The following is a 23,305-nucleotide window of genomic DNA, read 5'->3' on the forward strand; positions in this document are numbered from 1 at the left end:
CTGTCTCGCCCATATATAGGCCATGACCGCAAGCTCCCACTGGATTGAACCTCACCCCCACGGCATTTATGTCAAACCGGCAGATGCCTGGATTGACCCTTCACGCGCGGTCAAAAATGCGCTCGTAACACATGGGCATGCCGACCATGCGCGCGGCGGGCATCAGCATGTCTGGGCGACGCCGGAAACGCTTGCAATTATGGGATTGCGTTATGGAACGCGGGCGGATCAACCGATTCCTTATGGTGACGGATTTGAGCTTGGTGGCGTAAAAATAAGCTATCATCCGGCGGGCCATGTGCTTGGCTCCGCGCAGATACTGATGGAATATCAGGGCGAGAAAGTGGTTGCGACGGGCGATTACAAACGCCGTAGCGACCCGACCTGTGCTCAGTTTGCAGTTATTCCCTGCGATATTTTCATCACCGAGGCGACGTTTGGATTGCCGGTATTCAAGCACCCACCAACAGCCGACGAGATTGCTAAACTGCTGGAAGCAAAATATGCGAATCCGGATCGATGCGTTCTGGTTGGTGCTTATGCGCTGGGTAAATGCCAACGGGTTATTGGCGAACTACGTGATGCCGGATATCATGATCCGATATATCTCCACGGCGCACTGGAGAAAATGTGCACTCTTTATGAGGATTTGGGTGTGAGCCTGGGAGAAATCCGGCCAGTCCTTGACACCCCCAAGGATGAGATGCGCGGGCAAATCGTGCTCGCGCCGCCTTCGGCTTTGAATGATCGCTGGAGCCGCCGCTTGCCCAATCCCCTAACCGCGATGGCGTCCGGATGGATGCGGGTGCGGCAGCGAGCCCGGCAGCGCAACATTGAGCTTCCCATCATCATGTCTGATCATGCAGATTGGGATGAATTGACCCAAACGATCAAAGACGTTGCGCCCACTGAAACTTGGATAACCCATGGCCGCGAAGATGCGCTGGTTCACTGGTGCGAACTCAACCAGATGAAAGCGCGCGCTTTAGCAATGATTGGGCGCGAAGAGGACGATGACTGATGCAGGCATTTTCCGAGCTTCTTGACCGGTTGATCTATACGCGTTCGCGCAACGCCAAATTGCGGTTAATAAGCGAATATCTGAAAACTGCACCGGATCCTGATCGGGGGTGGGTGCTGGCGGCGCTCACCGAGCAAATCGATTTTCCGAAGGTTAAAATTTCCGCTGTAAGGAATATGGCGAAAGATCGCATCGATGAAACATTATTCAAGCTCAGTCGGGACTTTGTCGGCGATACGGCGGAAACCGTCGCGCTGATCTGGCCGGAAACCGAGAATTTTGTACCAGATAATATGTTGTCGGTAGATAATGTTGTGACCCAATTGTCTGAGGTCAGCAGAGCGCAAGCCCCTATGTTGCTGGCGAATTTAATGGATCAACTGGATTCTAACGGGCGCTATGCGCTGATAAAATTTGCAACTGGCGCGATGCGGATTGGCGTATCTGCGCGCTTGGCAAAAACAGCTTTTGCTCTAGCCTATGGTATTGCCGTCGAAGAAATAGAAGAGGTTTGGCATTCCCTTAAACCTCCTTATTCAGAACTATTCGCTTGGGGTGAGGGTAAAGCAGGCAAGCCCGACTTGAAGGGCGTGCCGTTTTTTCGTCCCTTCATGCTGGCCCATCCGCTTGAAGAAAGGACTGTCGACCTCAAAGACTATGTCGCGGAATGGAAATGGGATGGCATCCGTATTCAGATCGTTGGCACGGGCAACGAAACGCGCCTGTATAGCCGCGGCGGCGATGATATTACCCCGGCCTTCCCCGATGTTGCGCAGGCATTTGATGCTGTCGGCGTCGTCGACGGTGAATTGCTTGTTCGGGGCGATTTTCAGGGCGGTGAGGCGGCGAGCTTCAATGCTTTGCAACAAAGATTGGGTCGGAAAAAAGTGTCGAAGAAAATGCTAGATGACTTTCCTGCATTCGTCCGTCTTTATGACATATTATACGACGGCGAGCATGATTTGCGTCATCTGCAATGGACGAAGAGGCGGCAGTCGCTGGAGACATTCGTGCCCAAGCTTGACGGTTCACGGTTTGATATTTCAAGCATTTTGGAAGCTGATGATTTTGGACATCTGGCCCAGATCAGAGACGGCGCACGCGATGCTGCGATTGAAGGCGTAATGCTCAAGCGCCGCGACAGTCCTTATATAGCAGGGCGCAAAACTGGGCTCTGGTATAAATGGAAACGCGACCCTCTCGTAGCTGATTGTGTGATGATGTATGCCCAGCGCGGGTCTGGCAAGCGATCATCCTTTTATTCGGATTATACTTTTGGTTGCTGGACCGACGATCCTAAAAATGGCGGCGAATTATATCCCGTCGGCAAGGCTTATTCGGGCTTTACCGATGAGGAACTGAAAATGCTCGATCGGTTTGTTCGCCAAAACACCTTGAACCGCTTTGGCCCAGTTCGTGAGGTGGAAAAGACGATGGTGCTGGAAGTAGCATTCGATTCCATCCACGAAAGCAAACGTCACAAGTCCGGCTTGGCTATGCGGTTTCCGAGAATTTCCCGGATCAGGACAGACAAGCCGGCGGACGAGGCTGACATGGTATCCACGTTGAAAGCGATGATTACCTAGCCGCTGATAATTTTAGCGAACAATTCCGCATCGACATTGCCGCCTGATAGCGTGACAACAGTTCTAGTCGTTGTGTCAATCTTACCCGCTATTGCTGCTGCCAGTGCTACAGCTCCACCGGGTTCCACAACCACGCGAAGTTTCTCAAATGCCAGACGCATCGCGATGTGCACTTCCGCTTGCGTGACACTCACGCCGTGAATGCCGCGTTCATATAGAATATCAAAGGTGATCGAGGATACTTCCAGCGTTTGCAGCGCATCACATTGGGTAGCGGGCGGGTTTTCTTTGACAGGCACAATGTGCCCCAGTTCCAGCGAACGCGCCATATCATCCCAGCCTTCAGGCTCGACCACAGTAATTTTAGCGTTCGGATTGGCGAGCGCAGTCCCTGTCGCCAATCCTCCGCCGCCGCAACAAACAATTATGTTGTCCGGTTCGCCGCCAGTTTGCGCAATCATCTGGTAGCGCAGTTCAATTCCGCAACTGCCCTGGCCTTCGACCACCCACGGATCGTCAAAACTAGGCACTACGGTACCGCCGGTTTCAGCCGACAGTTTTGCCGCAATATTTTCCCGCGATTCAGACAGGCGATCATAGGTAATGACCCGAGCGCCCAGCGCCTTGGTATTTTCCATTTTTGCCTTTGGTGCATCCGTCGGCATAACGACCGTTGCTGCAATACCGAGCCTCTTTGCAGCCCAGGCGACACCTTGCGCGTGATTGCCACTTGAAAAAGCAATCACACCGCGTGATCGCTGTTGTTCATCCAAATCAGTGAGTCTGTGCCACCCGCCGCGAATTTTGAACGCGCCGATAGGTTGCAAACATTCCGCCTTGCACAAGATGGTTTTATCCCCGATTTCCAGCGGCAATAGCGGTGTTGGTGGCAGTATATCCGAGATTTTTCTTGCTGCCCTTTCAACGCCAGCCAACGTCGGTTTGCGCGCAGGGTCCAGTAAACGTTCCAAAAGTCTTTGCTCTGTCATGATGACTTCCTATATGCGGTTGAACAAATTCTCCAGCAGATTGAGTGAACAATATGAGCAAAGTTTTGGTGATTGGTGCAGGCGGTGTGAGTTCGGTTGCGGTGCACAAGATGGCGCAGCTCATTGCATCGGGCGAAGGGCCGTTTTCAGAGGTCATGCTGGCGAGCCGTACCGTATCAAAATGCGAGGATATTGCGGCGTCGGTAAAGCAGCGCACTGGTGTTGATATTGAAACCGGCGCAATCGATGCCGATGATGTAGCGGCGATGACCGAACTGATTGAAAAAGTGCAACCGGCGTTGGTTGTGAACCTAGCCCTCCCTTACCAGGATTTACCGATCATGGATGCGTGTCTGGCGACCAAAACCGACTATATGGACACCGCCAATTACGAGCCAATTGACGAGGCGAAGTTCGAATATAAATGGCAATGGGATTATCAGGACCGTTTCAAGAATGCGGGTATCTTGGCGCTGCTCGGTTCGGGCTTCGATCCCGGCGTGACCTCGGTATTCACATGCTGGCTGAAAAAACACCATTTCGACCGGATCGACACGCTCGACATTCTCGACTGCAATGGCGGCGATCACGGCCAGCATTTTGCGACCAACTTCAATCCCGAGATCAACATCCGCGAAGTGACTGCTCCGGCGCGCCATTGGGAAAAGGGCGCATGGATCGAGAGTCCTGCTCTTTCGCATAAACAGGTGTTTGATTTCGAGGCGGTAGGCGAGAAGAATATGTACCTCATGTATCATGAGGAGATTGAATCTCTGAAGACCCATCTTCCGGAAATCCAGCGCATTCGTTTCTGGATGACCTTTGGTGATGCGTATCTCACCCATTTGGAAGTATTGCAAAATGTCGGCATGACTTCGATCGAGGAAATCGAATATCAGGGCCAGAAAATCGTGCCATTGCAATTTTTGAAAGCGGTTCTTCCGGAACCAGCTAGCCTCGGCGAAACCACCAAAGGCAACACGAATATCGGCGTGATTGCGACCGGCGAGAAAGACGGCGTAAAAAAGACGTTGTATGTTAAAAATATCTGTAGCCACGAAGCGGCGTTTGAAGAAACCGGCAATCAGGGTGTGAGCTACACCACTGGCGTCCCGGCGATGATTGGCGCGGCGCTCGTTTTGAGCGGTAAGTGGAAGGGGGAAGGTGTGTTTAATATGGAACAATTTGATCCTGATCCCTTTATGGAAATGCTGAACGAGCATGGTTTGCCTTGGACGGTGGAAGAGATGGAAGCGCCTTTGGGCTTTTGAGGATGGAAACCAGAGCAGGCGATCCCGGCGCGTTTGGGCATTTTGATCTCTCGCGAGTGCCCTCGCCGGCTTTCGTAATTGATGAAGTCAAACTGCGCTCCAATCTGGAAATATTGAGCGAAGTTAAAACGCGCTCCGGTGCGAAGATTTTATCTGCGCTCAAGGCATTTTCAATGTGGGAAGTTGCGCCGCTGATTGATGAATATCTCGATGGTGTCTGTGCTTCGGGGCTTTGGGAAGCGCGACTCGCATTTGACAAATATCAGGGCGAAGTGGCAACCTATTCACCGGCGTTCAAGCCTGATGAACTGCCTGAGATCGCCGCGATGTCCGATCATGTTATATTTAACACGCCCGGTCAAATTGCGCGCCGTTCCGCGCTGATCAGAGGACTGCGGGATGGCGGCGAGCAGTTTGATATCGGCCTTCGCATCAATCCTCTCCATGCCGAGGGCGAAGTGCCAAAATATGACCCCTGCCAGCCCCATAGTCGGTTAGGTTTTCCAATTGACCAACTCACCGAAGAGCATTTTGGCGCTATTGATGGCCTCCATTTCCATACGCTTTGCGAGCAGGATTTCGAGCCGCTTTACCGCACATGGGAAGCAATTGCGCCCTACATCGCAGATAATGTCGATGATCTGAAATGGCTGAATTTCGGCGGAGGGCACCACATCACCCGTTCCGATTACCAGCGCGAAGAGTTGATCGAATTTCTCGACTTCGTGGCCGACGCAACAGGCTGTCAAATTTATCTGGAGCCCGGCGAAGCTGTCGCGCTGGATGCGGGCATACTGGTCGGAGAAATCCTTGACGTGTTCGAGAACAAAATGCCAGTCGGAATTACGGATATATCCGCGACTTGCCATATGCCGGACGTTATTGAGGCGCCCTATCGGCCCGCGATGCTCGGCGAATTGAGAGATGGAGAAACCACCCGTCTCGGCGGTCCGAGTTGCCTTGCTGGTGATATTATTGGCGATTATGCCCTTCCCGAGCCACCGCATGTTGGACAGCGCATCGCGTTTCTCGATCAGGCGCATTATTCGATGGTCAAAACCAGCACCTTTAACGGGGTGCCCCTGCCCTCCATCTGGCTTTGGAACAGCGAAACCGACGATCTGCGCTGCGTGAAGAAATTCGACTGGACCACATTTCGCGATCGCCTCAGTTAAAAATTGCTTTCTCGTTCAGCATTTAGAAGGATTTTGGTCTTTACAGAGGCCTCAAGCGTACATATATGCACGCCCTGCTGCCCCATGGCCGCTTGCTGAGTACTTTAGTTAATCCGCAAGGCAGCTCAATCGATCACAGTCTTTTAGGGGGTCCCTTGAGTTGCACATTTTCCAGAATGCTGGAGAGCTAGCGAAAGCTCTTAGCCCAGACATCCCAGTTTTGCTGAACCGTCCGCATGCCGCGCGGCGCGCAGCGCGATATTTTGTCGAGCAATTTCCCGGCAAATCACTTTACGCGGTGAAGGCTAATCCATCGCCTGAGCTGCTGGAAATTCTGTGGGATTCGGGGATTACCCATTTTGACGTTGCGTCGATCGACGAAGTGAGACTTGTTCGCCGGGTTCTTCCCGAGGCGGTGCTTTGTTACATGAATCCGCTGAAGCAGGAGCAGTCCATCCGCGAGGCTTATCATGAGCATGGCGTTCGGATTTTCTCGCTCGACGGCATCGAAGAACTCGATAAGATTGAACGCGCAACGGGGAATGCTGAAGACCTGACTTTGTGCGTCCGGATAAGAGTTGCCTCGGAATTCGCCGAAATCAGCCTTGCATCAAAATTTGGTGTTGATGTCGCGGACTCGGCGGAGTTGCTTCAGCGTGCGCGGCAGTCAGCTGACGAACTGGGTATTTGTTTCCATGTTGGTAGCCAGGCCATGTCTCCACTTGCCTTTGTTCATGCACTCGAGCGTGTTCGTACAGCAATTGTCGAAGCCTCGGTAACCGTCGACATCGTCAACGTTGGCGGCGGCTTTCCCTCGATCTATCCCGATATGGAGCCGCAATCGCTCAACCATTATTTCAAAGCCATTGACCGGACATTTGAAGATTTACCGATCAGCTACTCGGCCGAACTGTGGTGTGAGCCAGGCCGTGCTTTGGCGGCAGAATATACGTCCTTATTGGTCAAGGTCGAGAAACGGCGTTCCAATGAGCTTTACATTAATGACGGCGCTTATGGCACGTTGTTTGACGCGGCTCATATTGGTTGGCGCTTTCCTGCACAGATCGTCGGCCGTCAAACCGAATCTACGATGGCAGAGTTCAGCTTCTATGGTCCCACTTGCGACGATATGGATTATATGGCTGGACCGTTCATTCTTCCCGATGACATGAAGGCTGGCGACTATATCGAAATAGGCATGCTGGGCGCATATGGCTCTGCGATGCGAACGAAGTTTAACGGCTATGGCTCACACGTCGAATATGATATGCAAGATGAGCCGATGGATAGTCTTTATCTTGGCGATAATCTCGATCGCAACGACCGTGAAAACGTGGTGTCTTTCCCCGGCGCTTAGCGCGCAAAACAAGTTGCATTTGACAATTTACAGTTTGTGACGCAGTTTCTCCGCTGGATTTGGGGAGATCATCTATGGATACCGCGATACTGGCGCCGGCGGCGCTATTGGTCTTATGGTCGTTGATCATGCTGTTCTGGATGGCTGCAACCCGTCTACCCGCAGCCAAAAGTCTGGGAATCGATATTACGGCAAAACCAGGAGGGCGCGGCCCGGACATTGACCCGAATATGCCGGATAAAGTCGCCTGGAAATCCCATAATTATACCCACCTGATGGAACAACCAACGCTGTTTTATGCGACCGTCATAATATTGGCTCTCGCGGAAGCAGGCAGCGGGCTCAATCTTTGGCTGGCGTGGGCCTATGTTGTGCTGCGCATTATCCACAGCATCTGGCAAGCCACGATAAATCTGGTCAACGTTCGTTTCATGCTGTTCCTGGCATCAACAATTTGCCTGATGGTCATGGCAGTCAACGCCATTTGGGCGACATTGTTTTGAATTCTGGAAACAACACACTCGATAAAAGTAGGGAATCTTCAAATGGAAAATAGTCCGATTTTACAACCGGTCGTGGCACTCATCATCTGGACTATGGTCATGTGGATATGGATGTATGCCACGCGACTCCCGGCCATGAGCAAAGCGGAAGGGCTGGATGCGGCGAATATGGTCGGCGGAAAAGGTTCCGATCTCGACAATGTCTTGCCTGCCAACGTCCAGTGGAAAGCGCATAATTACAATCACTTGCTGGAACAACCAACGCTATTTTACGCGGTTTGCATCGTGCTTGCGTTGGTCGGTGCCGGTGATGGACTCAACTCGGTTTTGGCTTGGGCTTATGTTGGACTGCGGGTTGTCCATAGTCTGGTGCAGGCCACAGTGAATCGCGTCGTCATCCGGTTCGGGATATTCGCGCTATCCAGCTTGTGCCTGATGGCGCTTGCGCTGCATGCTGCCATTGCTGTGTTTCACTAAGGAGCAGTATCATTCAAACCATATGCGCGGCGATTGTGCAGACGGCGCCGATCCCCCTCGCGATTAATCATGGTATCGCTCAAGCCGAAAAACTGGCGAAACAAGCGGCTGAAGATGGTGCGCAGCTCATAGCGTTTGGTGAAACTTTTTTGGGTGGCTACCCGATCTGGCTCGATGAGGCCCCGGGAGCTGCTTTATGGGATCATCCCGGAACAAAAGCACTCCACCGGATTTTGATGGAACAGGCTGTCGTGGCCAATGATCCGCGCTTTGTGGGGCTACAAGAGCTTTGTGATACACGCGATGTCTGCATTTCCATTGGCGCACATGAGCGGCATCGGTCCAGTCTTTATAACACCCAACTTATGTTCAGACCCGGCAAGATACCGCTTAATCATCGAAAACTGGTTCCAACCCACGCGGAACGCCTGATCTGGAACCGCGGCGATGGATCAACTATCAACGTCCATCAGGCGGAATGGGGCAATGTGGGGCATCTTATCTGCTGGGAGCACTGGATGCCAATGGCGCGAGCAGCGATGCACAATCTGGGGGAAGCGGTGCATGTCTCCGCATGGCCCACAGTAAGGGAAACTTACTCCATCGCATCCAGACATTATGCTTTTGAGGGCGGTTGCCATGTTTTGGCAGCAGGAACCCTTTTACACCGGGATGATTTGATGAACGGCCTAAAACTGGTCGACGGCGATGCCGATGCCAAGGCGCTGTTTGGCGAAATCCCTGATCAGCGACTCCAATTTGGCGGAAGCCAGATAATCGCGCCGGATGGTTTGGTATTGGTAGAAGCAGGGCAAGAGAATATTATTCTGCAGGCAGATATTGATCTCAACAAGGGATTGGAGGCCAAAGCAGCGCTGGATGTTGATGGACATTATTCTCGTCCCGATGTGTTTGATTTGACGGTTGATACCCGGGAACAGCTTGGCGTAACCTGGGGCGATGCTGAGAAGAGCTGAGCGCTGTTATCTCACGAAACTGGACACTAGTTCGACGTGGGTGGACCAGAGAAACTGACCCACAGGCCAAACTTCTTTGAGCTTGTAACCCGCTTCGCAAAGTGTTTTCGCGTCGCGCGCAAAACTTGCCGGATTACAGCTAATGTAGCAGATTTTGGGAACCTCCGATTTTGCCAACTGAACGATTTGATCCCGCGCACCCGCACGCGGAGGATCAAGGATGACAGCGCCGAAACGGTTCAACTCTTCCGGGCTGAGAGGACGACGATATAAATCACGATGTTCGGTAAAAACCTGCAACCGGGCAATATTGGCCGCCGATTTTAAAGCGCTAATGGCATCGCGCGAGCCTTCTGCGGCATAGATTTTTCGTTCCCCGCCCAAAGCGAACGAAAAAGTGCCGAGGCCTGCGAACAAATCCGCTATCAATTTGGTGTCGCCGACTGTTTCCAGCATCGCTGCAATCAGCGCATCCTTGCCGTCCGCTGTCGATTGCAGAAAACTGGAATGCGGCAACGCGACCGGGACATTGCCGAGCGTCACGGTGACCGGATTAGGCTCCCACTGTGTTTCCGGTCCATAGCCGTTATCCAGCGATAATCGCGCGATGCCGGTTTGCTGGGCGAACTCTGACAATGCCTGATGCTGATCCAGCGAATCCGGTTCGTAGTTTTTAATAAGTAAATCAACACCTTGGTCGGCAAGCGTCAGTTCGATATTCATATCATGCTTGCGCCGGGCAACAGACTGGAGAAATGTCCGCAAAGGCGCGATCACCGCAAATAATTCCGGATGCATGATTTCGCATTGTTGCAGATCAACAATGCGGTGGCTCCCCGCACCGCTAAACCCCAGTTTGAAAATATTCCCGACCATTGCGGCCCGCAAACTGGCCCGGACCCGGCTTTTTGGTTTTGATATTTGTGGAGCGTGCAACTTTGTAGGACTCAAGCCCTGCCCTTCCAACGCATAGTTCACCCGGTCCGTGACAAACTGCGCATAGCTTTCCGCGTCCAGTTGCTGGAGACTACATCCACCACATTCCTTAAAATGGCGGCATGGCGGCTCGACATGATGCGGGCCTTTGATTAGCCCTCCATCATCGAGAACTTCATCCAGCGGGGCGGAAAACGCAACATGACGGCCATCAGCGGTCACCCCGTCACCTTTGGCAGCAACGCGAACTATTATATTTTCGGCATTTGCCGTCATGATATGCTTTCCTGCATCGCTTTCGAGATGTTACCGATCAGTTGCTCAGGCGAAAAAGACGCCCCGGAAAGCTGCGCGGCGCGGGTATGGAGCCATTGTCCCTGTGATGCCGCCTTAGCGCAATTTTTTTCAACCGCATAGCGCGATGCGATGATACCGGACAGCACATCGCCGGTTCCCGCTGTAGAAAGCCAATGACAGGCTTCATTGTTGATCTCTGTGTGGCCGCTTGGTTGGGCTATCACGGTGTCAGGCCCCTTCAGAGCAATGGTCGCGCCACTTCTGCGGGACAAATCCCGAGCAGAAGTCAGTTTTGAATCATCGAACTCGCCAGATATTCTGGCAAACTCTCCTTGATGTGGCGTCGCGATTGTTGGAGCGTCGCGGTTGCTGACCCGTTCAACAAAATCGTTCCCGAGTAATGTCAAAGCATCTGCATCCAGTAACAATGCTTTTTCTGAAGCCATCGCAGTTTTCAAAACCCCTGATTGTTGATCGCCCAAGCCTAAGCCGGGGCCTACAACGACCATCGATATTCGGTCATCCGACAACAGCTGCCCCAATTCTTCCGGGCTGGAATATGTCTGCACGACGATACTGTGATTGGGAGACAGGAACCCGGCAGGAGCAAATATTTTCACATAGCCCGCGCCCGATTGCTGCGCGGCCAAAGCGGCAAGTTGCGCCGCGCCGTGCATTTTTCCGGCAATGATCACGACAAGCCCACGGCTATATTTATGATCGTCCGCGCCCGGTACTTTCAGCGACCGGTGCAAAAAGACACGAAATTGGGACGGCTTTGAAATTCCGATGTCGACCCCAACTATCTCGCCGACGACGCTTCGTGCCGGCTCCAGGAAGTGCGCGGGCTTGGACGCGCCCAAAGCAATTGTGAAGTCGTATTGAGATACCGGATTCAGCAAGTGCCCCGTGTCCGTATCAACACCGCTCGGCAAGTCGACCGCGATCCGATTCTGCGCGCCCGAAAGAAGGCGTTCTATGTGGCCATAGAGTTCTTTGGACACCGCTCTTGTCAATCCTGTGCCGAACACACAATCAATAACTTGCGGGCTCTGGACAGCGTTTTCGATTGCCATAGTTTCGCCCTTCCAGAGCGATTTTGCGTTTTTTGCGGCAGCCGTTTTGGGATCACTGCAGGCCGCAACAGTTACGTCGACACCTTTTTCCAGCAACCATTGGGCGATCACATATCCGTCACCGCCATTATTGCCGGGGCCGCATAAAACGGTTGTGCGGCTATTGGCAGAAATACGCCAAATGAGTTGCGCCGCGCCCTCGCCTGCTCGTTTCATCAATTGATCGACGGTAACGCCAGAGTCCATCAGCTCTTGTTCTGCATGCCGCATCTCGGCTGCAGTGAGGATGTAACCGGCATTGATCATAATGTGCTAGTCGCCAGCCGCAGGATTGGTGGCATCTGGCGCAGCTTCGGCAGCGGCAGCCTCTATCGGTGGTTTCGAAGGTTTCAGCTGCGCGGGCATGATATATTTGTCTTGTCCAACGCTGACCAGAATTTTCCCATCTTCAACGATAGATATAGCAGCTTTTTCTGAACCATCCGCAGCTTCCAGACCACGTCCATCAGTCAAGATGTTAAACCTTCTGAAACCGCCGTCTGGATGGCGAATGATCAGCGTAACGCCATTTTCGCCGGATAGCCGCTCGGTCTCGCAACCACGATTGAAGTCGGTGTCGCCGTTGATGGCGCATTCAATTTTCCCATCATCCAGTTTTTGCGCAGCCGCCCGCTCTTCTGCTTCGGCGAGCACATCATTGTCCGGCTTTCCACATGCGCTGAGCGCCGCGACAATGGCAAATAGGCTAAATGTCCGCGTATACATGTTTTTCTGCCTTCGCTCCCGGATGGGTTGTCGCGCCTTTATAGGCTGGACCTACGTTTTGTGCATAGCGCCAAAGCGCGCCGGATGCATAATCATTACCATGTGGCACGTAGCGCGTTTTGCGTTCGGCCAAGATAGCATCGTTTACCTCGAGATCGATGATTCCAGCCTCAGCATCGATATTGATCATATCACCTTCTTCGATCAATCCAATCGGGCCGCCATCAGCCGCCTCCGGACCAACATGGCCGATACAAAAGCCTCTGGTCGCACCTGAAAAGCGGCCATCAGTGATCAAGGCCACTTTTTCGCCCATGCCTTGCCCGTAAAGTGCTGCCGTAGTGGCGAGCATCTCACGCATGCCCGGGCCGCCTTTTGGGCCTTCGTTGCGGATGATGACGACTGCGCCTTCCTTGATTTGTCGCTGTTCAACTGCGGCGTAAGCATCTTCTTCACACTCAAAGACCTGTGCCGGACCTCTAAATTGGAGGCGCGCCATCCCGGCAACTTTCACAATCGCGCCTTCGGGAGCAAGCGAACCTTTCAGGCCCACGACGCCGCCGGTTTCGGTAATAGCGTTTTTCACATCGTATATGACCTTTTGATCGGGATTCCATGTTATCTCATCAATATTTTCGCCTAGCGTCTTGCCGGACACTGTCATGCAGTTGCCGTGCAGCAAGCCGTTTTCCATCATGGTTTTCATCAGCATGTAAACACCGCCGGCATCATGCATGTCTCGCGCGACATATTTCCCGCCAGGTTTCAGGTCAGCCAGATACGGCGTGGTTTTGAACGTTTCTGCGACATCAAACAGGTCAAAGTCGATTCCCGCCTCACTCGCCATTGCCGGGAGATGCAAGGCTGCGTTGGTCGAGCCGCCGGTTGCAGCCACTACGCGCGCCGCGTTTTGGAAAGCCTCTCTGGTGCAAATATCCCGTGGACGCAGATTAAGTGCGATGAGCTCCATGATCTGACGACCGGCCGCGATAGCCATGTCATCCCGGCTTTCATATGGTGCCGGTGCCATATTGCTGTTTGGTAAGGATAGTCCAATAGCTTCCGCAACGCAGGCCATTGTATTGGCGGTAAACTGACCACCGCATGCGCCGTGACCCGGGCAAGCGATTTTTTCCAGCTCAATCAATTCCTGCAACGGACAGTTTCCTGCGCTGTGTTGGCCAACTGCCTCGAACACATCAACAACCGTTACATCACGATCGTGAAAACGCCCGGGTAATATCGATCCGCCATAGACAAAAATCGATGGCACATTGAGCCGGAGCATCGCCATCATCATGCCGGGCAGGCTTTTATCACAGCCCGCATATCCAATGACCGCGTCATAGCAATGGCCGCGAACACTGAGTTCAACGGAATCTGCTATAACTTCGCGGGAAACCAGCGATGATTTCATCCCTTGGTGACCCATGGCGATTCCATCCGTCACCGTGATCGTATTAAACCGCCGCGGCGTTCCGCCAGCTTCAATGACGCCTTGCCGCGCGATATTGGCTTGTGCATCCAGCAAGGTATTGCACGGCGCGCTGTCGTTGCCTGCTGACGCAATACCGACAAATGGCTTTGCAATATCTTCTTCATCCATGCCCATTGCGTAATAATAGCTACGCTGCGGCGCCCGTTCCGGTCCCACGCTGACGTGGCGACTGGGCAACTTGGCTTTATCGAATTTCCGGGTCATGTTCATTTCCTGTTTTCCGCGCCTAAAAAGGCACTGTCGCCTATTTCCAAAACTGGCTTCGTCAAGCAAGCCCTGTTTGTATCTTATTGCATACTCTAATCAGAATTTCGGCAAACCGCTTTTGACCTTTTTCTTCGGTGATATGGTCCTGCCTTATTTCAATCCCGATATAGGGTTGCCCGATTGCTTCTGCCTGACGGTTCATTGTCGCATTTAGATCCTTACCGGAATACGGCAATTGATCGCCGACAACCAATTGCTCCTCCTCAAGAAACTGCAGTGCCATACGCGGAGCGGTCTCGTAATCGTTGTACATCACACCGACGTCCCAGGGCCGCTCAAGCTGCGGGTTTGATCTCAGCTTTGGCGTGAAGCTGTGTAACGCTACAACAAGGCTTGGTCTTATATCGGCGATAAGCTGCGCAACACGCTGGTGATAAGGCTTAAAATACCTGTCTATCCGATCGACTCTGTCCGGCAGATCGAGCAGGTTGTTCGGAATCTCCACACCATCGCTGCGCAATGGAATTACCGCCTCTTCATCGGGATAGCGATTGAGATCGACAACGAGGCGCGAATATCCAGCCAGGATTGCGAGATAACCAGATCTCAGCGCCATCTCCCTCGAGACAGCGGCGCTTCCTATATCATACGCGATATGATCTTCTAGGAAACTCTGCGAAATCCCCAAATCAATATTGGCAGGCACTGTATTCGATGCATGATCGGCGACGATGAGAATGGAATTGTCAGTCGGAATTCCAACTATTTCAAAGGGTGTCGTCATTTGAGTGTATCCATCATGGTCCAAAAGCCCGGAAAGTTAGCCCTTAATTCCTGAATCATATTTTGTGCAGCGAGTTTTGAATTGAACAGCGCAAAACACGTGGCTCCTGATCCCGACATTCTGGAAAACAGGGCGTCAGATTCTTCTAAAAGTTCCAGAATTTCGGCAATTTCAGGTGCAAATGAAATCGCGACATCCTGAAGATCATTTCGACCTGATAATATTGTTTTTTTCAAAGGCCCGTTTGCAAGCGCACCACGGTCAACTCCATCCCATGCTCCAAAAACCTGCGCAGTGGAGATCTGCACAAGCGGATTGACGAGCACTACCCATGACCCGTCAAGGCTGTCATCTTCTATTGGTTCCATGTCGTGACCGATGCCGGTCGCGCGGCAGGTTTTGCTCGATATACAAGCGGGCACATCGGCTCCAAGCGGCGCTGCCAGCTCCATGAGCGAAGCCTCAGGCAAGTTTATGCCCCAAAATCTGTTCAACAACCGCATAGTTGCAGCGGCATCGGCCGAACCTCCACCGATTCCCGATGCTATTGGCAGGTATTTCTGCAAACTTAAGGCTGCGCCACAGCCTGTTTTGGCGAGAGGTCGCATAAGCTGCGCTGCGTCCAAGACAAGGTTATTTGTGTTACTCAGTTCTTCACCGAAGAGACCGAATATCTCTAGCGAAATTTCATCAGATGCGGTTACCATCAACGTGTCGCCGCTTTGCAAAAAAGCAAAAATTGTTTCCAGCTCATGATAGCCGTTGGGCAGACGCGCGCGGACGTGCAGAGCGAGGTTTATCTTCGCGAACGCGGTTTCGGTGTGGATGTCATCCAATAACACTGGCGAAACTAGGGTGATACCAACTCAGGCGTAAGCCCTGCGTCAATCTTGTCCGATAGACGTTTCTGATCATCAGCTTCGGCAAAGAGTCTCGCAGACCGCCAAGCGTAACGCGCTTCATATTTCCTGCCGATGGACCAATATACGTCGCCAAGATGCTCGTTAATCGTGGCATCCTGGGGTTGACCAGACAACGCGTCCTCAAGATATTCAAGTGCACGGCTATTTTGACCGTTCAAATAATAGGCCCATCCCAGTGAATCCTTTATCGCTGGCGAATTTGAACGCAGTTCGTGCGCCTTTTCAATCACAGCCAGCGCTTCCACTGTATTTTCCCGACGTTCGAGTTGCGCGTAGCCAAGATAGTTTAAGATATTGGCAGAATTGGGCTGCAGTTCATTAGCCTTTTGTAACGACGCCAAACCCTCAGGCCATTGGCCTGCTTGTTCTTGCGCTCCGCCAAGCGCCAGCCAGTAATTTGCCATCAGATTGTCTGAAAATCCCCGAGTTTCAGCTGCGTTAACTGCCAATGTGAACATCTCGGCAGCGGCGCTGAAATTTGCCTCGGATTGGAAAACTTGGCCCTTCAATATAAAATATTCCGGCGGAGCTTTGTCACTTGGGATTAAGCTATCCAGCCGCTGATGGGCCTGTTCAAACTGGTTAGTGGCAAGATAGCCCGAAATTTCCGAGTTTAGGCCTACGAGATGGTAAGGGCTAGATTTATCGATTGCAGCAAAACTTGCAATGGACTGCTTCTGATTGTCTGTGGCGTTATAAGCCTGCCCCAATATCAATTTGCTGAAATCATAGTCGGACACAAGTCGCTCGCTGAGCTGGGCGTTGACAAGTGCCAGAAAATTGGCCCTTTGTTGAAGTAAATCCGCTGATAGTCTTTGGAAAAGATAGGCCATACCGGATTTACTGGTGATTTTTCTAGCGGCCGCCGTACCTTCACCGTTGGTAATAAGTTCATGCAATCTGGCTTCGGGTCCGGTGCGCTTGAACCGTAATATGTGTAGTGCCAAATCCTGTCTATCCTGATCGAGATAGTGGCGGGCCGCAATTATCCGAACGGGTCCGGATCTTACATCGTTCAGCTGTACGATAGCTGATATCAGCGAACGTGCTTTGGTGTCTCCGGCTTGGAGATAATGCAGCAATAATTGATCATCATGATAGAAAGCAGCGGTATTATCCTTTTTGGCCTCGGCGAGATACGGAGCAAAGTCCTCTCCCTTTTCGTTTGCTATCCAGGCCTTGAGCAACGGAACGGCGAAACCGAAGTTCCGCAACGATTCCAGTTCAAGTAGCGCCGTATTCGCGCCCTGCCAGTTTTTTTTGGAATAGGCATCGACAAACAAAAGCAACGGCATTTCAGCATCAAGGCTGCCGCGCAGTTCGAGTGCGCGTATGGCGTTTACAGCGAGTTCGAAATCTCCAACCTCGACGGATTTTACATAGGATTTACCAGCCAAAAGAGCATTCTCTGGCGCAGATTTAAGGGCATCAGCATAAATTACAGCAGCAGCTTGCCGGTCGCTTGATTCTATGAGTCTCGCTTCAACAAACCGGTTTAGCGGGTCCGTTTCGGTGGTGCGCTTTGCCTCCGCGTTGACGGATACCAACAGCATCAAAGCGAAGGCAGTGATTTTACATATTTGGGTAATTGGGACCTCCGCCGCCTTCGGGAACGACCCAGTTGATGTTCTGCATGGGATCCTTAATATCGCAGGTTTTGCAGTGTACGCAATTTTGCGCGTTGATTTGAAATTTTGGGTTGCCTGCTTCATCTTCGACAAATTCATATACACCTGCAGGGCAGTAACGTTGTGAAGGTCCGGCAAATACCGGAAGATTCACATCGACCGGAATACTGGGATCTTTGAGTTGCAAATGAACCGGTTGATCTTCCTCGTGGTTGGTGTTGGAAAGGAACACAGATGACAAACGGTCAAAGGTAATCACGCCATCTGGCTTTGGATATTTGATCGGGCGACAATGCTCCGCTCGTTTTGTCTGCAGGTGGTCAGGGTGCAGTTTCATGGTGAACGGCATTTCGATTTTCAAATTCTCGGCCCACATGTTGATTCCGGAAAAAATCGTTCCGAGGAAGTCCCCATATTTTTCGACATTGGGCAAGACATTGCGAACAACGCGAAGTTCTTCGCGCACCCAGCTATTTTCATAGGCATCTCCATAGGCAGCAAGTTCATCGCTGGTCCGTTCCGCAATAATGGCCTCGAAAGCCGCTTCTGCCGCCATCATACCTGTCTTCATTGCGGTGTGCGTGCCTTTGATCCGGGGAACGTTTACAAAGCCTGCCGAGCATCCGATCAGCGCACCGCCGGGGAAATATAACTTTGGAACGGCTTGAAATCCGCCGTCGTTAATCGCGCGCGCGCCATAAGAGACACGTTTGCCGCCTTCCAGAATTTTGCGAATTTCCGGATGTGTCTTCCAGCGCTGCATTTCCTCAAAGGGCGAAAGATAGGGGTTCTCGTAGTTGAGCCATGTTACAAAACCCAATGCGACTTGACCATCAGCCTGATGATAAAGAAAACCGCCACCATTGGCGCCTTCGCTAAGCGGCCACCCTTGCGTGTGAATGACGCGGCCCGGTTCATGTTTGGCCGGATCAATGTCCCAGAGCTCTTTAATACCCAAGCCATAAATCTGTGGTTCGCTATCGGCGTCCAGTGCAAATTGCTTTTTCAATATCTTGGTGAGATGCCCGCGGACACCTTCGGCAAAAAATGTATATTTTGCGTGGAGTTCCAGACCTGGTTCATATTCAGGTTTGTGGCTTCCATCTCTTGCAATGCCCATGTCACCGGTGGCCACGCCCTTCACAGAACCATCTTCATTATAAAGAATTTCCGCTGCGGCGAACCCCGGAAAAATCTCTACGCCCATATTCTCGGCGCGTTCTCCTAGCCAGCGACAAAGATTGCCGAGAGAACCGGTGTAGGTTCCCTTGTTGTGCATGAACGACGGTGTCATCAGATGCGGAAGCGGGTATTTCTTCTTTTTTGTCAGAACCCAATGATGGTTTTCCGTCACCGGCGTTTGTGCCATTGGACAATCTTCTTCGCGCCAATTCGGCAAAAGTTCATCCAGGGCTTTGGGATCAACCACAGCGCCAGAGAGAATGTGCGCGCCAATTTCTGACCCTTTTTCGAGAATGCAAACCGACAAATCTTTGTTTGCTTCGTCAGCCAATTGTTTGAAACGGATCGCCGCGCTCAGCCCTGCAGGGCCGCCGCCGACGATAACGACGTCATAAGGCATTGATTCTCGTTCACTCATCACATTCTTCCTGTAAAATTACTTCGCAATCCTCTTACATTCAGCCTGCCGCAAACTGCAACCCGCTGAACAGAATAATGCATGGCCAGCAATTGACCAATTCGTCAACTCATGACTCTGTGCATCTATGAATTTTTCTGCTCCAAACAATGGCGGTCCCTCTCCGCAGGACTTGATAGCAAGTCTGCAAGACTGGTGGGCACTCGCTGGCGTCGACACAAATTTCGTCGGTGAACCGATGTCATTGTTGGAGCAAGGCGTAAAAATTGAGCGGACGCCGCAAATGGTTTCCGAAACGGCCGTATCCCGTTTGCCAAGGGCAACAGAAGACGCCCCATCCAAAGCTGCTACGGCTGTTAGCGAAAATTATCCACTCGAACTTGTAGCCTTTGTTAATCAGCTGTCTAAACCGGAAAACTTGATAGAAGCGCAATGGGCAAGAGATTTTGTCCTGCCCAAAGGAAACCAAAATCCTGAAATCATGGTAATTGTCGCTATGCCGGAGGCTCAGGGCCTAGCGAATGATAGCTACTATGCACCGGCAGAGCGTCAATTGGTTTTGAACATGCTGAAAGCGATTGGTTGCAACGAGCTAAACAGCTATTTTTCGGCCTTGTCGTTGGGACGTACGATTGATGGCCGGCTTGATCATTCCTGCTTCGAGATGCTCAAAAAACGCGCGTTACACCATATCGATCTGGTGGACCCCAAGCGTATCATAGTGTTTGGTGACACTGCTGCACGCATATTTTTTGATCAAGATTTTTTGATGGCGCGTCAAAAGAAACAATATATTAACCATGTTTCATCCAAAACGGAGGCAATCGCAACGTTCCACCCGCGGATCCTGCTCCATCGGCCTGAACTCAAAGCCGACGCCTGGAAGGATTTGCAAATGTTAACAAGGATAGCCGACCTGTGAAATTGAAAATTGCTCTCACCGCCGCTTTCTTAGCCCTCCCTTACAACGCTGTTATGGCCGACGATGGAGGAGCGCTGCTTTACCAAAGTGCATCGGTTGCCAAAGATGTGCCGTCGCAGCTTAAACGAAACCAGTCCGAGCATTACCGATCCCTGTTCAAAGCGATGGAAAGCAATCAGTGGGATGTCGCCAAGAATCTTATTGATCAGGCACCCGACGGCCCCTTAAAATCCATTGCGAAAGCCGAGTATTTTCTGGCCCCTAACTCCCCTCGAGCGGAATTGGGGCCCTTGCTGACGTTGGTCAACGAGGCACCACAAATCCCGCAAGCGGAACAATTGGGACGTCTGGCGACCACAAGAGGCGCGCAGATACTCCCCGCATTGCCGGAGCGCAGACGTCTGTCCTATATTCCCGGCGCGGATAATCGTGGTAAGCCCAACTCCGTAGAAAGTGACAGCACAGCTAATAGCATTCGCGGACAGATATTGAGTTTCATCAAGACGGATTCTCCGCAATCGGCAGAGTCGCTATTATCTGAGCGCGCTGGCGCTATGTCTTCGGAAGCCCGGACGGAACTCGAGCAACGCATTGCCTGGTCCTATTATATTGAAAATGACGACGCTGCCGCCCTGCGCATGGCGCGCAAGGCACAAGGCGGCAGCGGCACATGGGTCGTTCATGCCGATTGGGTCGCTGGTCTGGCATCTTGGCGGTTAAATGATTGCGTATCGGCGAGCGACGCTTTTGATAGAGTGGCGCGGCGTGGTGACAATGCCGAGTTAAGAGCCGCTGGTCTCTATTGGGGTGCGCGTTCTGACATGAAATGTGGCAAACCGCAGAATGTGCAAGGCAAGCTCCAGACAGCGGCGAAGCAGGACGACAGTTTTTACGGACTATTGGCTGCCGAGGCACTTGGCATGGTGAACGCCAAAACGGAATCTGCTGAAAAATTCGAAAAAGCGGATTGGAGAACACTGGAAAGACATGAAAATGTCAAAGCCGCCATTGCTCTAGTAGAAATTGGCGAAGACGCTCTGGCCGATGAAGTGTTGCGTCACCAAGCGACAATCGGCGATGATAACGATCATGGGGCGCTGGTAAAATTGGCTCGCGAATTGAGCCTTCCCCGTACCCAGTTGTGGCTTTCGTATAATGCGCCGCGCGGATTTAAACCCGATGTACAAGCGCGTTATCCGGCACCTAAATGGACACCTGATGGTGGATGGCGCGTCGATCCTGCACTGGTTTATGCGCATACGCTCCAAGAGTCAGCGTTTCGCGTCAAGGCAGTGAGCCCGGCAAACGCTATCGGTTTGATGCAAGTACGTCCCGGAACTGCCGGAGATATTGCGCGCGCTAATGGCAAAAGCTTTTCGCAATCCGACCTTTTCAAAGTGTCGACTAATCTGGAATATGGCCAATCCTATCTGGAGTACCTCGGGAAATCTTCTATCACCGGCGGCAAGTTGCCCAAAATCGCTGCCGCTTACAATGCTGGCCCCGGCGCGGTGCAAAAATGGAATAGCGAAGTGCGAGACAATGATGATCCGCTGCTATTCATGGAAAGCATCCCCTATGTCGAAACGCGCGGCTATGTTTCCATTATTCTCAGAAATTACTGGATTTACGAGCAACAAGCCGGAATAAAATCATCCAGCGCGCATATTATGGCGCAAAATAAATGGCCAAGCTTTCCGAATAGACCGGGAAGAAACCAGACCCAGTTTACGGCACGCTAACAGTTACCCAGAAATGAAAAGGCCGGGTGAAGCTTTATATGCTTCACCCGGCCTTTTTTAATTGAAGACGCTAATCCTAGTAGCGGTAATGGTCCGGTTTAAACGGCCCCTCGGATGACACGCCGATATAATTGGCTTGTTCATCGGACAATTTGGTTAGCGTAACGCCCAATTTTGAAAGGTGGAGTTGAGCCACTTTTTCGTCGAGATGCTTCGGCAGAACGTAAACGTCATTCTTGTACTGCTCGGGACGCAACCAAAGTTCAATCTGCGCCAGCACCTGATTGGTGAAGCTTGCGGACATCACGAAGCTTGGGTGACCGGTAGCACAGCCCAAATTCACCAGACGACCCTGCGCCAGAATGATGAGCTTCTTGCCGTCGGCAAATTCAACTTCGTCAACCTGTGGCTTGATTTCGGTCCATTTCATATTCTTGAGAGCGCCGATCTGGATTTCGCTGTCAAAGTGACCGATGTTACAGACAATCGCACGATCTTTCATATCTCGCATATGATCTACCGTGATCACATCTTTGTTACCCGTTGTCGTTACAAAAATATCAGCACGCTTGGTTGCTTCTTCCATGCTGACAACTTCGAAGCCTTCCATAGCGGCCTGAAGCGCACAAATTGGATCAATTTCAGTTACCAGCACCCGCGCGCCACCATTGCGAAGTGACTGGGCTGAGCCTTTGCCAACATCACCGAAGCCAGCGACACAGGCGACTTTACCGGCAAGCATCACATCGGTTGCACGGCGAATGGCATCAACCAGAGATTCTTTACAGCCATAAAGGTTATCGAACTTGGACTTGGTAACGCTGTCGTTCACGTTGATCGCCGGGAAAGGCAATTTGCCGATTTTGGCGAGTTCATAAAGACGGTGAACACCGGTGGTTGTTTCTTCCGAAACACCTTTGATGTTTTCAACTGTCTTGGTCAGATAGCCGGGGCGCTTAGCCAGAAAACGCGTCAATGTTGCGACGAACACTTCTTCATCTTCGTTCTCTGGTTTGAAAAGCTCTTCGCCCGCTTCAACCCGTGCGCCCCAAAGAGCAAACATGGTAGCATCGCCGCCATCGTCGAGAATTAGGTTGCAAGTCTGGTCCTGGCCCCAGTCGAAAATACGTTCAACATAAGCCCAATATTCTTCCAGTGTTTCGCCCTTGATCGCAAATACCGGGGTGCCGCCAGCAGCAATCGCTGCTGCCGCATGGTCCTGGGTCGAGAAAATGTTGCAAGATGCCCAACGCACTTCAGCGCCAAGATCGAGCAGCGTTTCAATCAACACAGCGGTTTGAATTGTCATATGCAGCGAGCCTGTAATCCGCGCACCTTTTAGCGGCTTTTCAGCGCCAAATTCTTCGCGCAGCGCCATAAGGCCGGGCATTTCCGTTTCGGCGATCTCGATTTCTTTCCGACCATAATCTGCCTGAGAAATATCTTTAATTACGTAATCTTGCTTCACTTGGTCTGCTACAGTGGCCACGTCATTCTCCTTAGAAAGCCAAAAGTCGCCCCGGATTCAGGACGACATCAATGGCGACGCTATAGCTTTGGGTGGCTGAGAA

The 23,305-nt window shown here is 51.9% G+C and carries 20 protein-coding genes; 10 read left to right on the plus strand and 10 right to left on the minus strand.

What is annotated here, in order from left to right:
• The first annotated feature begins 22 nt into the window (after positions 1 to 22).
• Both HF685_RS02415 and HF685_RS02420 read left to right on the plus strand, forming a co-directional pair.
• Positions 23 to 1,021, plus strand: a complete 999-nt coding sequence (locus HF685_RS02415) for a ligase-associated DNA damage response exonuclease (RefSeq protein ID WP_168818142.1) — start codon at positions 23 to 25, stop codon at positions 1,019 to 1,021.
• A complete protein-coding gene (locus HF685_RS02420; RefSeq protein ID WP_168818143.1) occupies positions 1,021 to 2,607 on the plus strand; it encodes a cisplatin damage response ATP-dependent DNA ligase in 1,587 nt (528 codons plus the stop codon). The genes HF685_RS02415 and HF685_RS02420 overlap by 1 nt, the downstream gene beginning before the upstream one ends.
• Here HF685_RS02420 and HF685_RS02425 read toward each other — a convergent pair.
• Positions 2,604 to 3,596, minus strand: coding sequence for a threonine ammonia-lyase (locus tag HF685_RS02425; RefSeq protein WP_168818144.1), 993 nt, complete (start codon positions 3,594 to 3,596; stop codon positions 2,604 to 2,606). The genes HF685_RS02420 and HF685_RS02425 overlap by 4 nt on opposite strands.
• A gap of 53 nt (positions 3,597 to 3,649) precedes the next feature.
• Here HF685_RS02425 and HF685_RS02430 point away from each other — a divergent pair, with 53 nt between their 5' ends.
• The 6 genes from HF685_RS02430 (at position 3,650) to HF685_RS02455 (ending at position 9,356) form a co-directional block, all read left to right on the plus strand.
• Entirely contained in the window at positions 3,650 to 4,867 is a 1,218-nt protein-coding gene (locus tag HF685_RS02430; RefSeq protein ID WP_168818145.1) for a saccharopine dehydrogenase family protein, read from the plus strand.
• Positions 4,868 to 4,869: 2 nt separating this feature from the next.
• Positions 4,870 to 6,042 carry a carboxynorspermidine decarboxylase gene (locus HF685_RS02435; protein ID WP_168818146.1) on the plus strand — a complete coding sequence of 391 codons (1,173 nt, stop codon included), beginning with the start codon at positions 4,870 to 4,872 and terminating at the stop codon, positions 6,040 to 6,042.
• Positions 6,043 to 6,202: 160 nt separating this feature from the next.
• Complete coding sequence (locus tag HF685_RS02440) at positions 6,203 to 7,399, plus strand: type III PLP-dependent enzyme (RefSeq protein WP_168818147.1); 1,197 nt, start codon at positions 6,203 to 6,205, stop codon at positions 7,397 to 7,399.
• A gap of 74 nt (positions 7,400 to 7,473) precedes the next feature.
• Positions 7,474 to 7,902 carry an MAPEG family protein gene (locus tag HF685_RS02445; RefSeq protein WP_168818148.1) on the plus strand — a complete coding sequence of 143 codons (429 nt, stop codon included), beginning with the start codon at positions 7,474 to 7,476 and terminating at the stop codon, positions 7,900 to 7,902.
• A gap of 42 nt (positions 7,903 to 7,944) precedes the next feature.
• Positions 7,945 to 8,379: an MAPEG family protein gene (locus HF685_RS02450; protein ID WP_168818149.1), complete on the plus strand. Its 435-nt coding sequence runs from the start codon at positions 7,945 to 7,947 to the stop codon at positions 8,377 to 8,379.
• 35 nt (positions 8,380 to 8,414) lie between these two features.
• Positions 8,415 to 9,356, plus strand: a complete 942-nt coding sequence (locus HF685_RS02455; RefSeq protein WP_246218710.1) for a carbon-nitrogen hydrolase family protein — start codon at positions 8,415 to 8,417, stop codon at positions 9,354 to 9,356.
• Positions 9,357 to 9,362: 6 nt separating this feature from the next.
• Here the strand turns inward: HF685_RS02455 and HF685_RS02460 are convergent, their stop codons facing one another.
• The 8 genes from HF685_RS02460 to HF685_RS02495 form a co-directional block, all read right to left on the minus strand.
• Positions 9,363 to 10,568: a class I SAM-dependent RNA methyltransferase gene (locus tag HF685_RS02460; protein ID WP_168818150.1), complete on the minus strand. Its 1,206-nt coding sequence runs from the start codon at positions 10,566 to 10,568 to the stop codon at positions 9,363 to 9,365.
• A complete protein-coding gene (locus HF685_RS02465; RefSeq protein WP_168818151.1) occupies positions 10,565 to 11,971 on the minus strand; it encodes an NAD(P)H-hydrate dehydratase in 1,407 nt (468 codons plus the stop codon). The genes HF685_RS02460 and HF685_RS02465 overlap by 4 nt, the downstream gene beginning before the upstream one ends.
• A gap of 6 nt (positions 11,972 to 11,977) precedes the next feature.
• Positions 11,978 to 12,430: a hypothetical protein gene (locus HF685_RS02470; protein WP_211051312.1), complete on the minus strand. Its 453-nt coding sequence runs from the start codon at positions 12,428 to 12,430 to the stop codon at positions 11,978 to 11,980.
• A complete protein-coding gene (gene ilvD / locus HF685_RS02475) occupies positions 12,411 to 14,132 on the minus strand; it encodes a dihydroxy-acid dehydratase (protein ID WP_168818152.1) in 1,722 nt (573 codons plus the stop codon). Before ilvD ends, HF685_RS02470 begins: the two co-directional genes overlap by 20 nt.
• Before the next feature lie 61 nt (positions 14,133 to 14,193).
• The gene (locus HF685_RS02480; protein ID WP_168818153.1) at positions 14,194 to 14,919 is read right to left on the minus strand and encodes an N-formylglutamate amidohydrolase; all 726 of its coding nucleotides are present in this window, start codon (positions 14,917 to 14,919) and stop codon (positions 14,194 to 14,196) included.
• Positions 14,916 to 15,761 (minus strand): 4-(cytidine 5'-diphospho)-2-C-methyl-D-erythritol kinase, encoded by an 846-nt coding sequence (locus HF685_RS02485; protein ID WP_246218711.1) that lies wholly within the window; start codon positions 15,759 to 15,761, stop codon positions 14,916 to 14,918. Before HF685_RS02485 ends, HF685_RS02480 begins: the two co-directional genes overlap by 4 nt.
• 8 nt (positions 15,762 to 15,769) lie before the next feature.
• Positions 15,770 to 17,395 (minus strand): tetratricopeptide repeat protein, encoded by a 1,626-nt coding sequence (locus tag HF685_RS02490; protein ID WP_168818154.1) that lies wholly within the window; start codon positions 17,393 to 17,395, stop codon positions 15,770 to 15,772.
• 19 nt (positions 17,396 to 17,414) lie between these two features.
• Entirely contained in the window at positions 17,415 to 19,070 is a 1,656-nt protein-coding gene (locus tag HF685_RS02495) for an electron transfer flavoprotein-ubiquinone oxidoreductase (RefSeq protein ID WP_168818155.1), read from the minus strand.
• A gap of 127 nt (positions 19,071 to 19,197) precedes the next feature.
• Between HF685_RS02495 and HF685_RS02500 the strand changes: the two genes are divergently transcribed.
• Both HF685_RS02500 and HF685_RS02505 read left to right on the plus strand, forming a co-directional pair.
• Positions 19,198 to 19,992, plus strand: a complete 795-nt coding sequence (locus tag HF685_RS02500) for a uracil-DNA glycosylase family protein (RefSeq protein ID WP_168818156.1) — start codon at positions 19,198 to 19,200, stop codon at positions 19,990 to 19,992.
• A gap of 2 nt (positions 19,993 to 19,994) precedes the next feature.
• Positions 19,995 to 21,734, plus strand: a complete 1,740-nt coding sequence (locus HF685_RS02505; RefSeq protein WP_211051315.1) for a transglycosylase SLT domain-containing protein — start codon at positions 19,995 to 19,997, stop codon at positions 21,732 to 21,734.
• A gap of 76 nt (positions 21,735 to 21,810) precedes the next feature.
• Here HF685_RS02505 and ahcY read toward each other — a convergent pair whose 3' ends face one another.
• Positions 21,811 to 23,223, minus strand: coding sequence for an adenosylhomocysteinase (ahcY, locus tag HF685_RS02510; protein ID WP_168818158.1), 1,413 nt, complete (start codon positions 23,221 to 23,223; stop codon positions 21,811 to 21,813).
• Positions 23,224 to 23,305 lie beyond the last annotated feature (82 nt).

Source organism: Parasphingorhabdus halotolerans, from assembly GCF_012516475.1.
GTDB lineage: Bacteria > Pseudomonadota > Alphaproteobacteria > Sphingomonadales > Sphingomonadaceae > Parasphingorhabdus > Parasphingorhabdus halotolerans.

Bases quoted from the DNA above. Each gene is read 5' to 3' on its own strand.
- HF685_RS02450 (WP_168818149.1), top strand. From the start codon at position 7,945: ATGGAAAATAGTCCGATTTTACAACCGGTCGTGGCACTCATCATCTGG.
- HF685_RS02430 (WP_168818145.1), top strand. From the start codon at position 3,650: ATGAGCAAAGTTTTGGTGATTGGTGCAGGCGGTGTGAGTTCGGTTGCG.
- HF685_RS02460 (WP_168818150.1), bottom strand. From the start codon at position 10,568: ATGACGGCAAATGCCGAAAATATAATAGTTCGCGTTGCTGCCAAAGGT.
- HF685_RS02425 (WP_168818144.1), bottom strand. From the start codon at position 3,596: ATGACAGAGCAAAGACTTTTGGAACGTTTACTGGACCCTGCGCGCAAA.
- HF685_RS02495 (WP_168818155.1), bottom strand. From the start codon at position 19,070: ATGAGTGAACGAGAATCAATGCCTTATGACGTCGTTATCGTCGGCGGC.
- HF685_RS02445 (WP_168818148.1), top strand. From the start codon at position 7,474: ATGGATACCGCGATACTGGCGCCGGCGGCGCTATTGGTCTTATGGTCG.
- HF685_RS02465 (WP_168818151.1), bottom strand. From the start codon at position 11,971: ATGATCAATGCCGGTTACATCCTCACTGCAGCCGAGATGCGGCATGCA.
- HF685_RS02480 (WP_168818153.1), bottom strand. From the start codon at position 14,919: ATGACGACACCCTTTGAAATAGTTGGAATTCCGACTGACAATTCCATT.
- HF685_RS02420 (WP_168818143.1), top strand. From the start codon at position 1,021: ATGCAGGCATTTTCCGAGCTTCTTGACCGGTTGATCTATACGCGTTCG.
- HF685_RS02470 (WP_211051312.1), bottom strand. From the start codon at position 12,430: ATGTATACGCGGACATTTAGCCTATTTGCCATTGTCGCGGCGCTCAGC.
- HF685_RS02490 (WP_168818154.1), bottom strand. From the start codon at position 17,395: ATGCTGTTGGTATCCGTCAACGCGGAGGCAAAGCGCACCACCGAAACG.
- HF685_RS02435 (WP_168818146.1), top strand. From the start codon at position 4,870: ATGGAAACCAGAGCAGGCGATCCCGGCGCGTTTGGGCATTTTGATCTC.
- HF685_RS02415 (WP_168818142.1), top strand. From the start codon at position 23: ATGACCGCAAGCTCCCACTGGATTGAACCTCACCCCCACGGCATTTAT.
- HF685_RS02500 (WP_168818156.1), top strand. From the start codon at position 19,198: ATGAATTTTTCTGCTCCAAACAATGGCGGTCCCTCTCCGCAGGACTTG.
- ilvD (WP_168818152.1), bottom strand. From the start codon at position 14,132: ATGACCCGGAAATTCGATAAAGCCAAGTTGCCCAGTCGCCACGTCAGC.